This window comes from Kitasatospora viridis, assembly GCF_007829815.1.
Taxonomy (GTDB): Bacteria; Actinomycetota; Actinomycetes; order Streptomycetales; family Streptomycetaceae; genus Kitasatospora; species Kitasatospora viridis.
Genome location: NZ_VIWT01000004.1, coordinates 302231 through 318348 on the forward strand (window position 1 = coordinate 302231; position 16118 = coordinate 318348).

The 16118-nt window shown below is 75.4% G+C and carries 13 protein-coding genes; 6 read left to right on the plus strand and 7 right to left on the minus strand.

Features of this window, described 5'->3' with window-relative positions:
- Positions 1-28: 28 nt before the first annotated feature.
- The 5 genes from FHX73_RS34900 (at position 29) to FHX73_RS34920 (ending at position 9453) form a co-directional block, all read left to right on the plus strand.
- On the plus strand, positions 29-6067 hold the full coding sequence (locus tag FHX73_RS34900) for a tetratricopeptide repeat protein (protein WP_145910015.1): 6039 nt from the start codon (positions 29-31) through the stop codon (positions 6065-6067).
- Between the two features lie 6 nt (positions 6068-6073).
- Positions 6074-7369 (plus strand): CHAT domain-containing protein, encoded by a 1296-nt coding sequence (locus FHX73_RS34905; protein ID WP_145910016.1) that lies wholly within the window; start codon positions 6074-6076, stop codon positions 7367-7369.
- A gap of 20 nt (positions 7370-7389) precedes the next feature.
- Positions 7390-8433 (plus strand): alpha/beta hydrolase, encoded by a 1044-nt coding sequence (locus FHX73_RS34910; protein ID WP_211786426.1) that lies wholly within the window; start codon positions 7390-7392, stop codon positions 8431-8433.
- 76 nt (positions 8434-8509) lie between these two features.
- Positions 8510-8947 (plus strand): hypothetical protein, encoded by a 438-nt coding sequence (locus FHX73_RS34915; protein ID WP_145910017.1) that lies wholly within the window; start codon positions 8510-8512, stop codon positions 8945-8947.
- Positions 8948-9060: 113 nt separating this feature from the next.
- On the plus strand, positions 9061-9453 hold the full coding sequence (locus FHX73_RS34920) for a hypothetical protein (RefSeq protein WP_145910018.1): 393 nt from the start codon (positions 9061-9063) through the stop codon (positions 9451-9453).
- On the opposite strand, the gene FHX73_RS34925 is transcribed toward FHX73_RS34920, so the two are convergent.
- The 5 genes from FHX73_RS34925 to FHX73_RS34945 all read right to left on the minus strand — a co-directional run bounded on the left by FHX73_RS34925 (position 9443) and on the right by FHX73_RS34945 (position 13466).
- A complete protein-coding gene (locus tag FHX73_RS34925) occupies positions 9443-10504 on the minus strand; it encodes a polysaccharide deacetylase family protein (protein WP_145910019.1) in 1062 nt (353 codons plus the stop codon). The two genes, FHX73_RS34920 and FHX73_RS34925, sit on opposite strands and share 11 nt — an antisense overlap.
- Before the next feature lie 12 nt (positions 10505-10516).
- Positions 10517-11317, minus strand: a complete 801-nt coding sequence (locus tag FHX73_RS34930) for a TIGR03943 family putative permease subunit (RefSeq protein WP_246214076.1) — start codon at positions 11315-11317, stop codon at positions 10517-10519.
- Entirely contained in the window at positions 11305-12339 is a 1035-nt protein-coding gene (locus tag FHX73_RS34935; protein ID WP_145910020.1) for a permease, read from the minus strand. Before FHX73_RS34935 ends, FHX73_RS34930 begins: the two co-directional genes overlap by 13 nt.
- Positions 12340-12439: 100 nt before the next feature.
- On the minus strand, positions 12440-12853 hold the full coding sequence (locus FHX73_RS34940; protein WP_145910021.1) for a hypothetical protein: 414 nt from the start codon (positions 12851-12853) through the stop codon (positions 12440-12442).
- 31 nt (positions 12854-12884) lie between these two features.
- On the minus strand, positions 12885-13466 hold the full coding sequence (locus FHX73_RS34945; protein ID WP_145910022.1) for a DinB family protein: 582 nt from the start codon (positions 13464-13466) through the stop codon (positions 12885-12887).
- Positions 13467-13617: 151 nt separating this feature from the next.
- On the opposite strand from FHX73_RS34945, the gene FHX73_RS34950 reads away from it, so the two are divergent.
- Positions 13618-14400 carry a DUF6215 domain-containing protein gene (locus tag FHX73_RS34950; protein WP_145910023.1) on the plus strand — a complete coding sequence of 261 codons (783 nt, stop codon included), beginning with the start codon at positions 13618-13620 and terminating at the stop codon, positions 14398-14400.
- On the opposite strand, the gene FHX73_RS34955 is transcribed toward FHX73_RS34950, so the two are convergent.
- A complete protein-coding gene (locus FHX73_RS34955) occupies positions 14372-15106 on the minus strand; it encodes a class I SAM-dependent methyltransferase (protein WP_246214077.1) in 735 nt (244 codons plus the stop codon). The two genes, FHX73_RS34950 and FHX73_RS34955, sit on opposite strands and share 29 nt — an antisense overlap.
- 127 nt (positions 15107-15233) lie before the next feature.
- A complete protein-coding gene (locus FHX73_RS34960; RefSeq protein ID WP_211786427.1) occupies positions 15234-16088 on the minus strand; it encodes an AraC family transcriptional regulator in 855 nt (284 codons plus the stop codon).
- Between the last annotated feature and the right edge of the window lie 30 nt (positions 16089-16118).

Consider the following 16118-nt stretch of genomic DNA (forward strand, 5'->3'; position numbering starts at 1 on the left):
TACGGTTGGCGATCGGAACGGTCGGCTGGTGGGAGTACCGAAACTGATGATGCCGCTGACGACATCGGCCCGGCCGGACGGCGGCGCGCCCGAGCACGAGCGGTTCGAGCAGCGCCGCAGCCCGCGCTCCCCCGCCGCCCGGCCGCACGGCGGCCGGCCCGTGGTGATCATCTCCAAGGAGGCCGCGCGGGCGGCCCGGAGCATCGAGCCGACCGGGCCGGTGCACCAGCTGCCGCCCGCCGCCACCGGCGAGCTGGTCGGCCGGGCGGTGGCACTGGAGGAGATCCGCCGGGCCCTCGCGGCGGGCGACGGCACCGGCCTGGTCACCCAGGCCACCGCGCTGCACGGGCTCGGCGGGGTCGGCAAGACCACCCTGGCGCTGCACTACGCCCACGCCAACGCCGAGCGCTACCGGCTGATCTGGTGGATCACCGCGGAGACCGAGGAGCAGGTCGCCGAGGCCTTCGCCGACCTCGCCGTCCAGGTGCACCCGAGCTGGGCGCTGACCGTCCCGGCGAGCCAGCAGGCGGAGTGGGCGCTCAGCTGGCTGCGCGCCCACCACGACTGGCTGCTGGTCTTCGACAACGCCGAGGACCCCGCCCACCTCACCCCCTACCTGGGCCGACTGCTCGGCTGCGGCCACCAGTTGGTCACCAGCCGCAAGGCGAGCGGCTGGCACGAGGGCATCCGGCGGGTGCGGATCGACGTGCTCGACGCCCCCGAGGCCGCCCGGCTGCTCTGCGGCACCGCCTACCCCGGCCAGGCGGTCGGCGCGGCGGAACGCGCCCAGGCCCGGGCGCTGGCGGACGAACTCGGCCACCTGCCGCTGGCGCTCGCCCAGGCCGGCGCCTACGTCCAGCAGACCGGCAGCAGCCTGGCCGACTACCGCGACCGGCTCGGCGCGCCGGGCGGACCGGGCTCGGTCCAGGTGGTCGACCGGCTCTGGCAGACCACGCTGCGCACCGTCCAGGCCACCGCCCCGTTCGCCGTCACCCTGCTGCGCGCCCTGGCCTGGTACGCGCCCGAGGCCCTGCCGCGCGAGGCGCTGCTGCCGTTCGGCAAGCGGCGGCCGCAGGAGGTGGAGTCGGCGCTGCGGCTGCTCGCCGACTACCACCTGATCACCCTGGGCGAGCACACCGTCGCCGTGCACCGGCTGCTGCAGAGCGTGCTGCGCGCGGCGGACGGCGAGCGGCGGTACCGCGACCTGGCGGAGCGTCAGCTCGCCTCGGTGATCGGCCCGTTGCTGGTCGACGACGTGCGGATGCACCGGTCGCTGCTGCCGCACGTCCGGGAGCTGGCCGCCACCGGCCCCGCCGAACGGCCGAGCGCGGCCGTCGTCGAGCTCTACCGCCTGGCGGCCGGGCACTCCTTCGAGAGGGCGCAGCAGGTCTTCGCCGTGCCGCTGGTCAGCGCGATGGTCGACGCGCAGACCCGGCTGCTGGGGGCCGAGCACCCGGACACCCTCGACGGGCGCAGCCGACTCGCCGAGCTGCACGCGCGCACCGGCGACCCGGCCCGGGCGGTCGAGCTCGCCACGCAGGTGGTGGCCGACCGGACCCGCCGGCAGGGCGCCGACCACCCGGCCACCCTGGCGGACCGTGCCGTGCTGGCCTACGCCTACCGCAAGGCCGGCGAACACGCCCGGGCAGTCGAGCAGTTCGCCGCCCTCTCGGCCGACCGGGCCCGGGTGCTGGGCGCCGAGCACCCCGACACCCTGGCCGCCCGTGCCGGATTGGCCTACGCGCTCCAGATGGCGGGCCGGCACAAGGAGTCGGTGCCGGAGTTCGAACGGCTGCTGGCCGACGAGACCCGCCTCCTGGGCGCCGAGCACCCGACCGTGCTGACCCGTCGCAACAACCTCGCCTACGCCCACCTCGACGCCGGCGAGCACCGGTTGGCGCTGACGCTCTACCAGCAGGCGGTCGCCGAGCAGGCCCGGGTGCTCGGCGCCGAGCACCCGGACACGCTGACCAGCAGGGGGTGGCTCGCCTACGCGCACCTCCAGGCGAGCGACTTCCGCACGGCGGTCACCGAGCTGGAGTCGCTGGTGGCCGACCACACCCGGACCCGGGGCGCCGACCACGCCCAGTCCCTGGAGACCCGCGGCTACCTGGCGATAGCCCTCCTCGGGGCGGGCCGGCCGGCCGACGCGGTGGCGGACTGGGTGCGGGTGGTGGCCGACCACACCCGCGTCCTCGGCCCGGACCACCCCAGGACCCTGGATGCCCGCAACGGCCTCGCCGGCACCCTGGCCGAAACCGGCTGCTACGTCGAGGCGGTCGAGGAACACCGTGCCGTGATCCGGGACCGCACCCGCGTCCAGGGCCCCGAGCACCGCGACACCCTGGCCGAGCGCGCGGAGCTGTGCGACGCGCTGCGGTTCGCGCAGCTACCCGAACGCGAACTGCCCCACCGCGAGCGGCTGGTCGACGACCGGATCCGGATCCAGGGGCCGGACCATCCGGACACCCTGGAGGAACGGGCGGGGCTGGCCGAGGCGTTCATCGGCGCAGGCCGCCCGCGCGAGGCGCTGGCCGAGCGCACCCGGCTGGTCGACGACTTCGCGCGGGTCTACGGACCCGTACACGCAAAGGCGTTGAACGCCCGGCTGCGCCTGGCCCGGGCGCACAGCGAGTGCGACGAGCCCGAACGGGCCGTGGAGCTGTGCGAGCCGCTGGTGATCGACCGGGTGCGGATCGAGGGGGCGGACCACCCGTCGGTGCTGAACACCCGCTGGTGGCTCGCCGAGTTCCACGCCGCCGTGGGAGACCACCGCCGGGAGCTGGAGCTGCGCGAGGCCCTGCTCGCCGACCGCTTGCGGCTGCATGGGCCGGACCACCAGCTGACCCTGGACGCCCGCTACTACCTGGCGTTCGCCCACCGCGAAGCGGGCGAGCACCGCCACGCGCTCGGGCTCTGGGAGGAACTGGTCGCCGACTACGCGCGACTGCTCGGCCCGGACCACCCCGAGACACTGACCGCCCGTTCACAGTTGGCGAGGTCCGCAAGGACCGCGCGCGAGCACCGCCGCGCGGTGGCGCTGTACGAGGCGCTGGCCGCCGACCGGACCCGACTCAACGGCCCCACACATCCGTGGACCACCTCGGTCCGGTGGTGGCACGCCTTCGCCTGCCGGGAAGCGGCACAGCACCACCGCGCGGTGGCGCTGTACGAGGCGCTGCTCGCCGACGAGACCGAGGCCCTGGGGCCGGAGCACCCGGAGACCCTCAACACCCGCGGCGGTCTGGCCGGGGCCCTGGTGGCCAAGGGCGACGGGGCCCGCGCGGCCGAGCTCTTCGAAGACCTGGTGGCCGTCCGCGCCCGTGTCCAGGGCCCCGACCATCCCGCCACCCTGGAAACCCGCAGCGACCTCGCCTGGGCCTGTCGCGAGGCCGGCGACCTCGACCGCGCGGTGCGACTCTACGAGGACCTACTGGCCGACCGGATCCGGCTGCTCGGCGCCGATCACCGCGCCACCCTCGGCACCCGCGGCTCCCTCGCCCACACCCAGGTCACCGCCGGCCGGTTCGGGACCGCGCAGGAGCTCTTCGAAGCCCTGCTCGCCGATCAGCTCCGGCTCCTGGGTCCCGACCACCAGAACGTCGTCACCACCCGCTACGCCCTGGCCCGGGTCCACGAGGACGCCGCCGAGTACGGGCCGGCCATCGAGCGGTACCGCGCCCTGGTCGACGACGCGCGGCGGGCGCTCGGCCCGGACCACCCGGACTGCCTGAACGTCCGGCAGGGCCTGGCCCGGACCTTGGTGGCGGCGGGCGAGCACCGCGCCGCCATCGAGCTGTACGCCCGCCTGGTGCCGGACCGCGAACGCGCCCAGGGCCCCGACCACCCCGGCGTCCTCGCCACCCGCTGGCGGCAGGCCCACGCGTTCCACGAATCCGGCGACCACGTCCGCGCCGTGGCACTGTTCGGCGCCGTCGCCGCCGACCGCGCGCGGGTGCTCGGCGCCGACCACCCCGAAGCGCTCAGCACCCGTTGGTGGCAGGCCTGCGCCTGTCGTGCCGGGGACGACCCGCGGCGCGCCGTCGAGCTGAGCCGGGCCCTGCTGGCCGACTGGGTGCGGATCGGCGGCCCGGACGACCTGGAGACGCTGAACACCCGGTCCCTGCTCGCCTGGTCCCACCGGACCGCGGGCGACCACCTGATCAGCACCGAACTCGACGACGCCGTCCTGCGGGACCGGATCCGGCTCCAGGGCGCCGAGCATCCCGACGTCCTCGTCGCCCGCGGCAACCTCGCGTACGACCGGCGGCTCGCCGGGCTGCTCCGGCAGGCCGTCGCGGAGTACGAACTGGTGGCCGCCGACCGGCTCCGGCTCCAGGGCCCGGAACACCCGCTCCTGCACACCCAGCGTGCCAGGCTCGCCTCGGCGCTCGCCGAGTACGGCGAACTCGACCGCGCCGTCGCACTGTTCACCGAGGTGATCGCCGATCAGACCCGGCTGCTGGGCGCGGACGCCCCGGACACCCTCGCCACCCGGGAGCGCCTCGCCCAGGCCCACGGTCTGGCCGGCCGCCTGCACCAGGATCTCGCCGAGCGGGAGCGGCTGGTGGCCGACCACGCGCGCGTCCTGGGCCCGGAACACCGCGACACCTTGGCCGCCCGGCTCGCTCTGGCCGATGCCCGTCGCGCACGCTGGGACCACGACGACGCAGCGACCGAGTACCGCGCCCTCGCGGCCGACAGCGCCGGGCTGCTCGGGGCCGACCACCCCGACACCATCGCCGCACTGCGCAGCCTCGCGCTGAACGAGTTCGACGCCGGGCGGTACGGCGAAGCCGGGGCCCGCTGCCAGGAGGCCCTGGCCACCGCCGAGCCCGCCCTCGGGGCGCACCATCCGGTGGTCCTCCAACTGCGTCTGGTACAGGCCGAGTCGCTGCTGGCGGGCGGTGAACTCCAATCCGCCATCCACCTCCTGACGGCGCTCCTGGCGACCTGCGCCGGCCCGGCCGAGGCACCTGCCGCCACCGCGGACACCGGGCGTACCCTCGCACTCGCCCGGCAGCTCAGCGGCGATCAGGAGGCCGCCGAGAGCGCCGTCGGGTCGGCGCTGCGGATCGCCGAACGGGCCCTCGGCCCCGCCCATGTGCTGACCGTCCTCGCCCGCGCCCTGCACGCCCTGCTGCTCACCGCCGGCCCGCGCCCGCTGCACGCCGTGGTGCTGTTGGAGGAGCTCGCCGAGGAGTGCGCCGCCAACCACGGCCCGGGTGGCTGGAGCACCCTGACGGTCCGTCACTCCCTGGCGCAGGCCCGCTACCGGGCCGGTGACCCGGTCGGCGCGGTCCACACCTACGCCGGGCTCGTCGCGGCCCGGATCCCCGCCGCCACCACCCTCGGCCCGGCCGCCGTGCTCGCCCGGGGCCACCGCGAACTGGACGACCTCAGCCTCGATCTCGGTACCTTGGGCGAGATCTGGCTCCCCCTCCTCCCCACCCTCGCCGTCGGCCTCGCCCAGGCCCTCGCCGCGGCCGGCCACCCCGGCGCCGCCCGCGAGCTGCTGACCGCGGTCTGCGCCGGCCGGGACGCCGCGATGGGCACCGCGCACCGCCTCGCCCTGGAGAGCCGCGCCGCGCTCGCCCGCCTGGACGACAGCCGGCCCGCCGTGCCCGCACCCCGTGCGCTGCCCGCACGGGCCGATGCCGCGCCGGTCCGCCGCTCCCCCGTCCGCCGCGCGCTCCAACCCCCGCGGCCCGCTTGGCACCCCCGCCTCACCCTGCTCGACGAGCCCGCGGTCGGCGCCACCACCCGCATCGAGCTGCGCCTGGCCTCCGCCGACCCCGCCGCCGACCCGGCCGACCTGCCCGAGCTGCACCTGGTCGCCACCGTCGGCGCGGACGCCGTGCTCGAACCCGCCGTCACCGATCACGTCCCGGCCGACGGGCCCGCCGTCTTCGCGCTCACGCCGACCGCGCCGGGGCCGCACCGGATCCGGATCACCGTCTCCGACCGGGGGCACGGCGCCGTGCTCCAGGACCTCTCCACGGTCCTGGAGGTCCCCCAACCTCCCCCAGCAGCCCCACCAGCCCTCTCAGCCCAGGAGCAGGAGTAGCCGCAGGTGCCCCGGGACCTCTTCGTCGAGATCGCGCACAACCCCTCCGCCGACTACACCCGGCTGCCCCGCCCCACCGGTCCGTTCCGGCCCGGGGACGACGGCCGGCCGGACCAGCCGCCCGCCCTCGACCTGGTGGTGACGCTGCGCCGGCCGCCCGGCACCGACCTGCTGCAGATCTCCGCCTACCGCCCGGGCGAGCGCACCCCGCGCACCCGCGGCCACCACGCCGACCTGGCCATCCCGGCCGCCGTCCTGCTGGCCAAGACGGCCCGGCTGCGCACGATCTGGCGCGACCGGCTGGTGCGCTACGCCTCGGTGGACGCCGCCGGGCTGCCGCTGGACCACCCGTTCCTGCGCTCCGTGGACCTGTCCGCGCTGGCCGCCACGACCGACGTGCGGGTGGACGAGCTGGCCCAGGAGGGCCGCTACCTGCTGGACACCATGCTCGCCGGACCGGACCGGGACCTGACGGCCTTCCGCGAGTACCTCACCGGCGCGCTCACCGAGCACGGCCCGCTGCGGGTCAGCTTCGACTCCGACCTCCACCTGCCCTGGCCGATGCTGGCCGTGGGCCCGCTCGGTGACGACCCGTGGGCCGGGTTCCTCGGCTACCGGCACCAGGTGGAGCAGACCGGGGCCGGCTACACCCCGATCCAGCCGCCCTACCCGGCCCGCAGCCGGCCCGTCGCCAGTCTGAACACCGACGACAGCCTGGAGGCGATCGGCCGCGCGCCCGAGGTGCGCAAGCTGCTGGAGGAGCGCGCCGAGCTGAGCGTGCGCACCGAGTCCGAGGACCTGCTGGCCGCGCTCTCCTCCGCGGTGCTGGACGAGGACGTCATGTACTTCTGGTGCCACGGCCAGTTCGTCGACAACGGCACGGCCTTCGAGCAGCTGGCCGTGAGCCTCACCGACGACCGGCAGATCGACGCCGACCTGGTGCGCCGGCACCGCGGGCCGCTGGTCGGCGCGCCGGACGCGATGTTCCGGCCGTTCGTGCTGCTGAACGCCTGCCACACCGGCCAGTCGGCCGCCGCCGAACTGGAGCACCTGGGGCGGGCGCTGATCGAGCTGGGCGCGGAGGGAGTGCTCGGGCCGCAGATCGAGATCCCGACGGTGTTCGCCGCCGAGTACGCCTTCGCCTTCCTGGAGCTGTACCTGACCGGCGAGCTGACGGCCGGTGAGATCACCCGGAGCCTGGTGCACCGGTTCGCCCGCGAGTTCCACAACCCGCTCGCCCTGACCTACTCGCTGCACTGCGGCATCGACAGCATGCTGAGCATCCTGGAGCTGAATCCGTGACCCGGCCCGTGACCCAGCCCATGACCCGTCCTCAGTCCCGGCCCCTGACGCCGCTGCTGCGGCCCGCCACCGTCGACCTCGACGAGCAGGGCCGGCTGCTGGTCCCCGGCACCCGCACCCCGGTGCCCGAGACCCGGGTCGCCGAGCAGCTCGCCCGCGACCTGCGGATCCCGCGCCGGGCCACCGACGTCTACGTCTACGTGCACGGCTGGCAGACCAGCCCGGCGGCCGCCGACCGGGCAGCCGGCCGGCTGATCACCCGCGCCGCCGCACTGCACCGCACCCGCCCCGGCCATTACCCCGGGCTGAGCGCCGGATTCCGGCCGTGGTGCGTGGTGGTGCGCTGGCCCTCCTCCAGCCTGCCCTCGCTCGGCGGCTACCGCCGGATCCGCGACCGGGCGCACGCGATGAGCGCCCGCGGCCAGGCCGGCCGGGTGCTCGGGCACCTGCTCGGCTACCTGGACCAGGAGCGCGGCGACCCGGCGGTGCCCGGCGTGCTCGCCAACCGCAACGGCCAGTACCTGCACCTGGTCGGCCACTCCTTCGGCGGCCGGTTCCTCTGCGAGGCCGTCCAGTACGCGGCCGACCGGCCCGCCGCGCCGCAGGTGCTGGGGTGGAGCCGACCGGCCGACCCCCGCCGGCCGTTCACCGTGGACAGCATGCTGGTCTTCCAGATGGCCGCGCCCCGGAACGCCTTCGAGCACCTCTTCCCCCGGCTCTTCGCCGCCGGCCCGCTCGGCGCCCCGCTGCGCGGGCCGCTGGTGCTCACCCACTCCCGCTTCGACCGGGCCACCGGCTTCTGGCACCTGCGCGCCGAGGGCCGGCCCGGGATCGGGCACTCCGGCGTCGGCGCGGCGCCGATCCGGCAGTTCAGCACCTCGCTGCGCCCGACCGGCAGCCCGTACCCGCACGCGGTGCTCGACCATCCGCTCGTCAACATCAACGCCGACGACGTCTACCGGGGCGGTCGCGCGGCCCGGCTGGCCCCGGCCGGTGCCCACTCCGACTTCCAGCGCCCGGAATCGGCGCACCTGCTGCTCAGCCTGGCGGCCCACTCCCGCTGACGGAGTGACCGGGCGTCAGCCGGACAGTGGATAGAATTCCCCCACTATCCGACCAAAGGATCACGAACCCTCAGCCATGTCCCGCCTGCGCACCGTCCTCGACCGCCACGAGCCGCTCTGGCGCCGCTGGCTGCCCCGCGTGTTCTGCCTGGCCGCCCTGCTGCTGGTGCCGTGGATCGTCACCCTCGGACTGAACGTCAGGGGCCACTTCGGCAAGCGGAACCTCTCCAACTCCTGGGTCTGGCTCGACATCGTCGAGGCCTGCACCCTGCTCCTGCTCGCCGTCCTGGTCCACCGCCGCAACCGCTACACCAGCCCGATCGCCTCCGCCGCGGCGATGCTCCTGGGCGCGGACGCCTTCTTCGACCTCTGGTCCGCCCGGCGCGGCGAACCGTACTTCGTCGCCGAGGTGATGGCCTACTGCGCCGAGCTCCCGAGCGCCCTGCTGCTGGCGGTGCTCTCCTGGTACTCCCTCAACTGGGCGGCGGTGCCGGAGCACCACCGCCCGGGCTGACCGGTCCTCAGCCCCGCTGGGCGAGGGGAAAACCACTGCCGCACCGTCACCACCCCGTGCCAGAATGGCCCGCATGACCACCCTGAGCAGCATGACCAGCGCCCGAAAGGCCCATGGCGCGTAACCGCCCGGCCGCCGTCCGGGCCGGCCTGCCCCGAGCCCACCGGGCCGGCGCAACCAGCCAAGTGATCGACGGGCTCTCCGCGCGGACGCTCGCCGAGATCGCCCGGCTCGAACGCGACCGCAGCTACCTGCACCCGGGCGAGGTCGCGGAGTCGGTGCGCCTGTGGGCCGAGTACGCCCGCCGCCCCGCGCGCCAGTTGTGGCAGGACCACGAGCAGGGCAACACCGACTGGTACTGCTGCGGCGATCCGATCCACGCCCGGGGAGTGCTCACCGTGGTGCTGCGTGCGCTGTCGCGCCAGGGCGCCCGGGAGTTCCGACGGGTCGTCAGCCGCTGCGACGCGCACTGGCCGCTGCCCGAGTGGGCCGACCTCAGCCCGTGACGACGCCCAACCGGGCCAGCACCGCCGGGTCCTGGGCGTCCAGCCAGTCGGCCAGTTCGCGGTAGGAGACGCAGCGCACGCCGTCGCGGTGGCACAGGTCGTGCATCAGCTCCTCGGCCGCCTGCACACTGCCCGGGTCCGTGAGCGGGGTGTCGATCAGCAGCGGCGCGCGGTTGCCCTGCTCGGTGTGCTCGAATGCGGTGAGAGAGGCGTCGCGGCTCGGCGCCGGCTGGGTGGCGAACTGCCAGAGGCCGTCGGCGTTCTTCGAGGGCCAGGCCCCGGCGGTGCCGCTCGCGCTCGCGTCGTAGCGCCAGCCGGCCGCCTGCTCGGCCGGCAGCAGGTTCGCCCGCCCCTGGAGGCAAGGGGTGCGGCCGCCCACCAGCTCGGCGGAGTAGTCGAAGGGCAGCGGGGGCAGGTCGGCGAAGCCGGTGTTGGTCTTCCAGAACCGGACGAACGAGGAGGACAGGTCGAGCTCGCCGGCCCAGTCCTGGGTGCTCCAGGTCGCCGCGCCGCCGGTGCCGCAGAAGCCGGCGTTGAAGCCGTCCGCGATCTCGTCGCCGTCGGTCCAGGCCTGGCCCAGCTGGGCGAGCGTCGCCTTGATCCGGTCGTCGGTGGGGGACGGCCCGCCGACGTCCCCGACCGCGTGGTCCGGCGCCTGGTAGAGCGAGCGCTTCGGGTCGGGCAGCAGGTCGGTGCCACGCAGGAAGAAGGTGGTGCGGGCGCCGTCCGCCTTCGCCGCCGTGCGGACCCCGGAGAACAGGTGCGCGGCGTCCTCGGTTGCACCGTCCCAGGAGAACACCACGAACTGCGGAGGCTGCTGACTTACCGTCAGTTTGGCCACCGTCGGTTGGCCGGGCTGCGGGCCGGTGTCGGCGCCGGAGCCGTCGTCCACCAGGCTCACCGTGCCGTCCCACCCGTCGCCGCCGGGCGAGGGGGCGGCGTTCGCCCGCGCGCTCGGGGGCTTCGCGCCGGTGCCGGCCGGCATGAAGGCGAGCGCGACCAGCACGCCCGCCGCCAGCAGCGCCACGGCGCCGCGCTCACGGTCACTCATGCTCGGTCACGCTCACTCGTAGGGGTCCCCCGGCTCCGTGGTGCGGGTCAGCTTCTGGAGGGTCAGCACCGGGGCGCCACCGCCCTGGCCGGGTGCGCCGGCGGGCTGCCAGACGCCGACCACGGTGACCCAGGAGCCCTGCGGCGGGGCGCCCAGGCCCCGCACCTCCACCTTGCTGACCTGGGCGTCGGCGGCACAGCAGCTGATGGTCAGCCGGGCCAGGTACCAGCCGCCGCCGTCCTTCGGGCTGACGAACCCGGTGAGCGCGACCCGACGGCCCGTCAGGCTGCCGCTGCCGTCCCACAGGGCGCGGGCGTCGAAGTCGGCCAGCCGCATCGGCAGCGGGTCGGTGGTGGGCAGCGCGCCGAAGCCGCCGGTGCCGGCCGGGCGGACCGGGGCGCTGTCCATCCGCTGGGCGGAGAAGGCGCCGAGCGCATCGGGGGCGATCAGGAAGACGGCCAGCACGGGCAGGGTGAGCAGCCAGGCGACCCGCAGGCTGCCGTGCTCGTGCCCGTGGCCGCTCTCGTGACCATGGCCGCTCTCGTGACCGTGGCCGTCCGCGCCGCCGTGCTCGTGGCCATCCGCACTACCGTGCTCCTCGCGGTGCCGCTTGCCCCGCCACAGCTCGCGGGCCGCTGCGGCCGCGCCGAGCAGCCCGATCAGCACCAGCAGCACCCCCGTGGCCACCAGGTACGGCCGCAGCGCCTGGCGCACGAAGCGCAGGTAGAGGTCGCTGAACAGGGTCAGGTGGAGCAGCGCCGCCCCGAGCAGCACGTGCAGGACCGCCCGCGCCTCGCGCCTCACAGCAGCCACCAGCCGACCAGTGCGGCCGTCAGCACCGCGACGGCGAAGGTGGCGGCGGAGAACCGCCAGGCGAAGGCGCGGCCGAAGGTCCCGGCCTGAAGGGCGATCAGCTTGGTGTCCACCATCGGGCCGACCACCATGAACGCCAGCCGGGCCACCGGTGACAGCCCGCTCAGCCCGGCGGCGACGAAGGCGTCCGCCTCGGAGCAGACCGCCAGCAGCACGGCGAGCAGCGCGGGGACCAGCACGGAGAGCACCGGCAGGCCGGTCACCGAGCCGAGGAACCCGCGCGGCAGCGCCACGTTGAGGGTGGCGGCGGTCAGGCCGCCGATCACCAGGAAGCCGCCGGCGTGCAGGAAGTCGTGCTCCAGCGACTCGCGGAACACCGCCCAGCGGCTCCCCCACCCGCTCCCGCCCGCCGCCGGCTCGCGCAGCAGCTTGGGGCGCAGCCACTCGGGCCGGCCGAACCGGGCCCAGAGCAGCCCCATCACCACGGCGGTGGCCAGCGAGGCGATCAACCGGGCCCACACCATCTCGGGGTGGCCGCGGAACGCGACCCCGGTGGCGACCAGCACCACCGGGTTGATCGCGGGCGAGGAGAGCAGGAAGGCGAGCGCCGCGGCCGGTGCCACCCCGCGCGCGATCAGCCGCCCGGCCACCGGGACCGACGCGCACTCACATCCCGGCAGCACCACGCCCGCCACCCCGGCGATCGGCACCGCGAGCACCGGGTTCCTCGGCAGCGCCCGCTCCAGGAAGGTGGTCGGCACGAAGGCGGCCACGGCGGCGGAGAGCAGGGTGCCGAGCAGCAGGAACGGCAGCGCCTGCACGCAGATCGCGATGAACACGGTGGCCCACGCCTGCAGCCAGGCCGGCCCGTGCCGGTCCCCGATCAGCCGGGAGGCGACCAGCACCGCGACCATGCCGACCACCAGCAGGGTCAGCGAGTCCACCCGCCGCCCGCGCGCCCCGACCGGAGCCGGGACCTGGGGAGGGGCTGGGGGCGACTCGATGACCAACTCGTCCGCCATGCCGGTACGCCGCTCCGCCCACTCCGTCAGCAACGGCTCACCGCTGATCGTTGAGCCGCGTGCGAGTGTAGGGCACCGGCACGGACCCGCCGTCCACCGGTCAGTACCGCAGCTCGACGCCGTCGGGCCGCGGGAAGGGCATCATCTCCCAGCCCGTCGGCCACCCCCGGTCCAGCCGCTCCTCGGGTTCGCAGTCGAGCAGCCGGGGGATCCGCCGCATCCACCACTCGCCCCGGTCCGCGACCTGGTCGGGCCACGGGACGGTGACCTCCCGGAAGCGGTCGTCCGACTCGTCGAGTTCGCGCTGCCGAAGCGCCCGCACCCGCGGCGGCAGCAGGGGCCAGACCCGGGCGAGCCCGGTCCGGCACCAGATGTCGTGGGTGAGTTCGGGCGCGGACCACGAGTAGCCGTCCGCCACCGCCGCCACGGCATCGCGCCAGCTCCTGCACAGGGAGTCGAGCGTCCGCGGCCCGCCGGCCCAGTGCCCGGTCACGGCCAGGAGCGCGGCGCGCACCGCTTCGTATTCCTCCGCCGTCAGCACCCGGTCACCGGGCTTCCGGTCGCGCGGCCCGGGCAGCGCGCTCGATCTCCGCGCGCCGGTCCGCCCAGAACGCGGCGTCCCGGTCGGCGTCGGCCCCGTCGTCGCCCACCGCGCCGTCGAGTTGCTCGCGCAGGATGTCGGCGTGGCCGGCGTGCCGGCTGGTCTCGGTGAGGATGTGGACCAGGATGTCGAACAGCGTCACCTCGGGGCGCGGCCACCACGGCACGTGGCCGGGGGCGTCGAGGGCCAGGGCGTCGATCGTCGCATCGCTGTGCTGCCACACCCGCCGGTACCGGTCGACGATCTCGGCGCGGGTCTCGTGCTCGGTCGCCCACATGTCGGCGTCCTGCTGGGCCTCGTCGTCCCACCGGGGCAGCGGCTCGGGGAACGGCCGGTCGAAGACGTCGCCGAAGTACCTGGCCTCCCACAGGGCCAGGTGCTTGACCAGGCCGAGGAGGTTGGTGCCGGTCGCCGTGAGCGGGCGGCGGACGTCGTACTCGCCGAGTCCGTCGAGCTTCGCGAGCACCGCCTCGCGGATCCAGCGCAGGTCGTGGTGCAGTCGGCTCTTCGCGTGGTCGTCGATCATGGGAGGCGAGCCTGCCACTCACCCCTGACAGGGCTCAACCCCGGTGCCCACGGGCCGTCGGTAACTCCCCCTCACCACGGCCCGGCTGACTGTCCGCCACCTCACGTGAAAATCCTGTGCCTTCGAACGAACCATCGGATACTGTCCGCCCGTGACTGATCAACAGGGGACGGCTCCGGACACCGCGCGGAGCGAGCCGGGCGGCGGGCAGGCCGAGGAGGCGGGCATGCGGCCCGCCGCCCAGGTGGTGTCGGCGCTGGCGATGGGCGCGGTGCTGATCGCCGGCTTCCTGGTGCTCCAGCACCAGGAGGACTTGGCGAACCGGCCCGTCGCGGCGGCGAGCTGCCAGGCCGCGAAGGCCGACGACTCCCCCAAGTACCCGGCGCTCTGTGCCGCGTTGAACCGCCCGGACCTGCCGGACCTGGTCGGGGCGCCGCTGGACCAGGTGACGGTCGCGGGCCCCGGCCCCTCGCACTGGACCAACGCGGACGGCAGCAAGCAGGTCGTCGACAGCGCCGAGGTGCAGATCGGCCAGCTCTCCGTGCGCCTGACCCAGGACGACGGCGCGGACGTGACCGACGCCGAGGTGCTGGGCTCCGCGCCGCACCAGCGCGCCCCGGTGCTCGGCCACCTCAGCACCACGTACGAGATGAACACCATCGGCTTCACCCTCCCGCTCGGCGGCGGCCAGTCCTCGCGCGCACCGGGCGGGGTCGCGGAGAACCTGGTGATCGGCAAGCACCCGGACGGGCACGGCGGTTCCTACGAGTTCACCATCTGGCGCCAGGACACCGGCGCGCCGGACCGGGCCAGCCTGTACCGGATCGCCGAGGCCGTCCTGCCGACCCTGCCCGACTGGGACGCGGCCTCCGCCGCCCCGAGCGCCCCCGCCCCGGTCCCGGCCGTCACTTCTTCACCATCCGCAGCATCCTGACCGCCAGCCAGGGCCCGCCGTACCAGTACCCGGGCCCGAGCGGGTGCAGGGTGCCGCGGCCGAGGTGGCGCGCGTAGTCCGCGGCCATCGGCCAGAAGTCCGCGATCAGCAGCTGCCCGCCCGGGCGCAGGACCCGGACCGCCTCGTCGAGCGCGCGGTGGCGCAGCGCGGGCACCGGGATGTTGTGGATCACCAGGGCGCTGGTCACCACGTCGAACGAGGCGTCGGGGAACGGCAGTTCGGTGATGTCGGCGGTGTGCACCGCGACCCGGTCGGCGACCCCGGCCGCCCGCGCGTTGGCCAGCGTCGTCCCGGGCCGGTTGCCGCTCTGGTCCTTGCCGACCCACAGGTCGACCCCGACGGCGCGCCCGGTCGGCAGCCGCTTCGCCGCCGTGATCAGCACCGCGCCGCGCCCGCAGCCCAGGTCCAGCAGCTGCTCGTCCCCGCGCAGGCCGGCGCCGTCCAACTCCCGCTCCCAGGCGTTCAGTTTGCCGCGCAGCGTGGTGTGCAGGTAGATCCCGGTCTGCCCGAGCAGCGCCGCCCCCGCCAGGGCCAGCCCGGTTCGCCCCCGCCGCGCGCCCCGCCACCGGGCCGCGGCGACGGCGGCCGCGGCACCGGCCGCACCGAGGCTCGCCACGAAGCCGGGCGCGTCGACGCCGTACTTCGGCCCCAGCTGCCCGTTCGGACGCTCCGCCAGGTTCTCCACAAGGTTCCCCGCAGGGTTCTTCGCAGGGTTTTCCGCAAGGTTTTCCGTCATGCCGGCAGGGTGCCGCGCCCGACCGGCTCCCGTCTTGGACGAATGTCCGGCAGCCGAACCACCACCGGACGACGCGTCATCTCCCGCTCAGATAGCCAGGATCCGCCCAGGCCACGTGGTCCACCGCGAGCCACGGCGCGGCCGCGACGGCCGACGGGGTGGCCCCGGTGAAGGCCAGCACCTCGCGGTGCAGGTGCGACTGGTCGGCGTAGCCGCTCTGCGCCGCCACGCCGGCCGCGCTCCGGCCGGCCGCCAACAGGTGCGCGGCGTGGTCGAAGCGGATCAGCTGGGCCGCCCGCTTCGGGCCGAGCCCGAGCTGGTCGCGGAAGCGGGACCACAGCCGCTTGCGGCTCCAGCCGACCTCCTCGGCGATCCGCTCCACCCGGGCCGTTCCCCGGCTCGCCGCCAACCGGTGCCACGCGTGGGCCACTTCCGGATCCACCGCCCGCCCGGCCGCCGCCCGCCGGGCGAGCGCCTGCGCCACCAGGGCGAACCGCTCCTCCCACTCCCCCGCCGCCCGCAGCCGCTCCTCGATCCGGCCGGCCTCGCGCCCCCACAGCCCCTCCAGCGGGAGCACCTCCCCGCCGGCCCGCGCCGCGCCGCCGCCCAGCACCGCGTGCGCGAGCACCGGGGAGAGCCGCAGTTGCAGGCACTCGATCCCACGGCCCGATCCGCGCACGCCACTTGAGGCCAGCCCGAGCACCAGCCCGCCGCCCTGCGGCCGACCGGTGCCGTCGCCGACCGCCAACGGCCCGTCACCGAGGTCGAGGACGAGCGTGACGGCCGGGTACGGAACGACCCCGAGGTCGACCAACTCCTGGCTGCGGGCTCGGAATCCGGCCATGCTCAACCCCCGCGGACCAGCAGGCCGCGCGGGCGTGGCGATGTCCCAGAGCGCCGCGGCACTGCGGGCGGAGTCGGCGGAACGCATGCCGCCAGGCTAGGCGACGAGCGTCCGCTG

What these genes read in the sequence shown, in the direction of transcription:
- FHX73_RS34910 (WP_211786426.1), top strand. Translation starts at nt 7,390, where the DNA reads ATGACCCGTCCTCAGTCCCGGCCCCTGACGCCGCTGCTGCGGCCCGCC.
- FHX73_RS34915 (WP_145910017.1), top strand. Translation starts at nt 8,510, where the DNA reads ATGTCCCGCCTGCGCACCGTCCTCGACCGCCACGAGCCGCTCTGGCGC.
- FHX73_RS34920 (WP_145910018.1), top strand. Translation starts at nt 9,061, where the DNA reads ATGGCGCGTAACCGCCCGGCCGCCGTCCGGGCCGGCCTGCCCCGAGCC.
- FHX73_RS34925 (WP_145910019.1), bottom strand. Translation starts at nt 10,504, where the DNA reads ATGAGTGACCGTGAGCGCGGCGCCGTGGCGCTGCTGGCGGCGGGCGTG.
- FHX73_RS34935 (WP_145910020.1), bottom strand. Translation starts at nt 12,339, where the DNA reads ATGGCGGACGAGTTGGTCATCGAGTCGCCCCCAGCCCCTCCCCAGGTC.
- FHX73_RS34945 (WP_145910022.1), bottom strand. Translation starts at nt 13,466, where the DNA reads ATGATCGACGACCACGCGAAGAGCCGACTGCACCACGACCTGCGCTGG.
- FHX73_RS34960 (WP_211786427.1), bottom strand. Translation starts at nt 16,088, where the DNA reads ATGCGTTCCGCCGACTCCGCCCGCAGTGCCGCGGCGCTCTGGGACATC.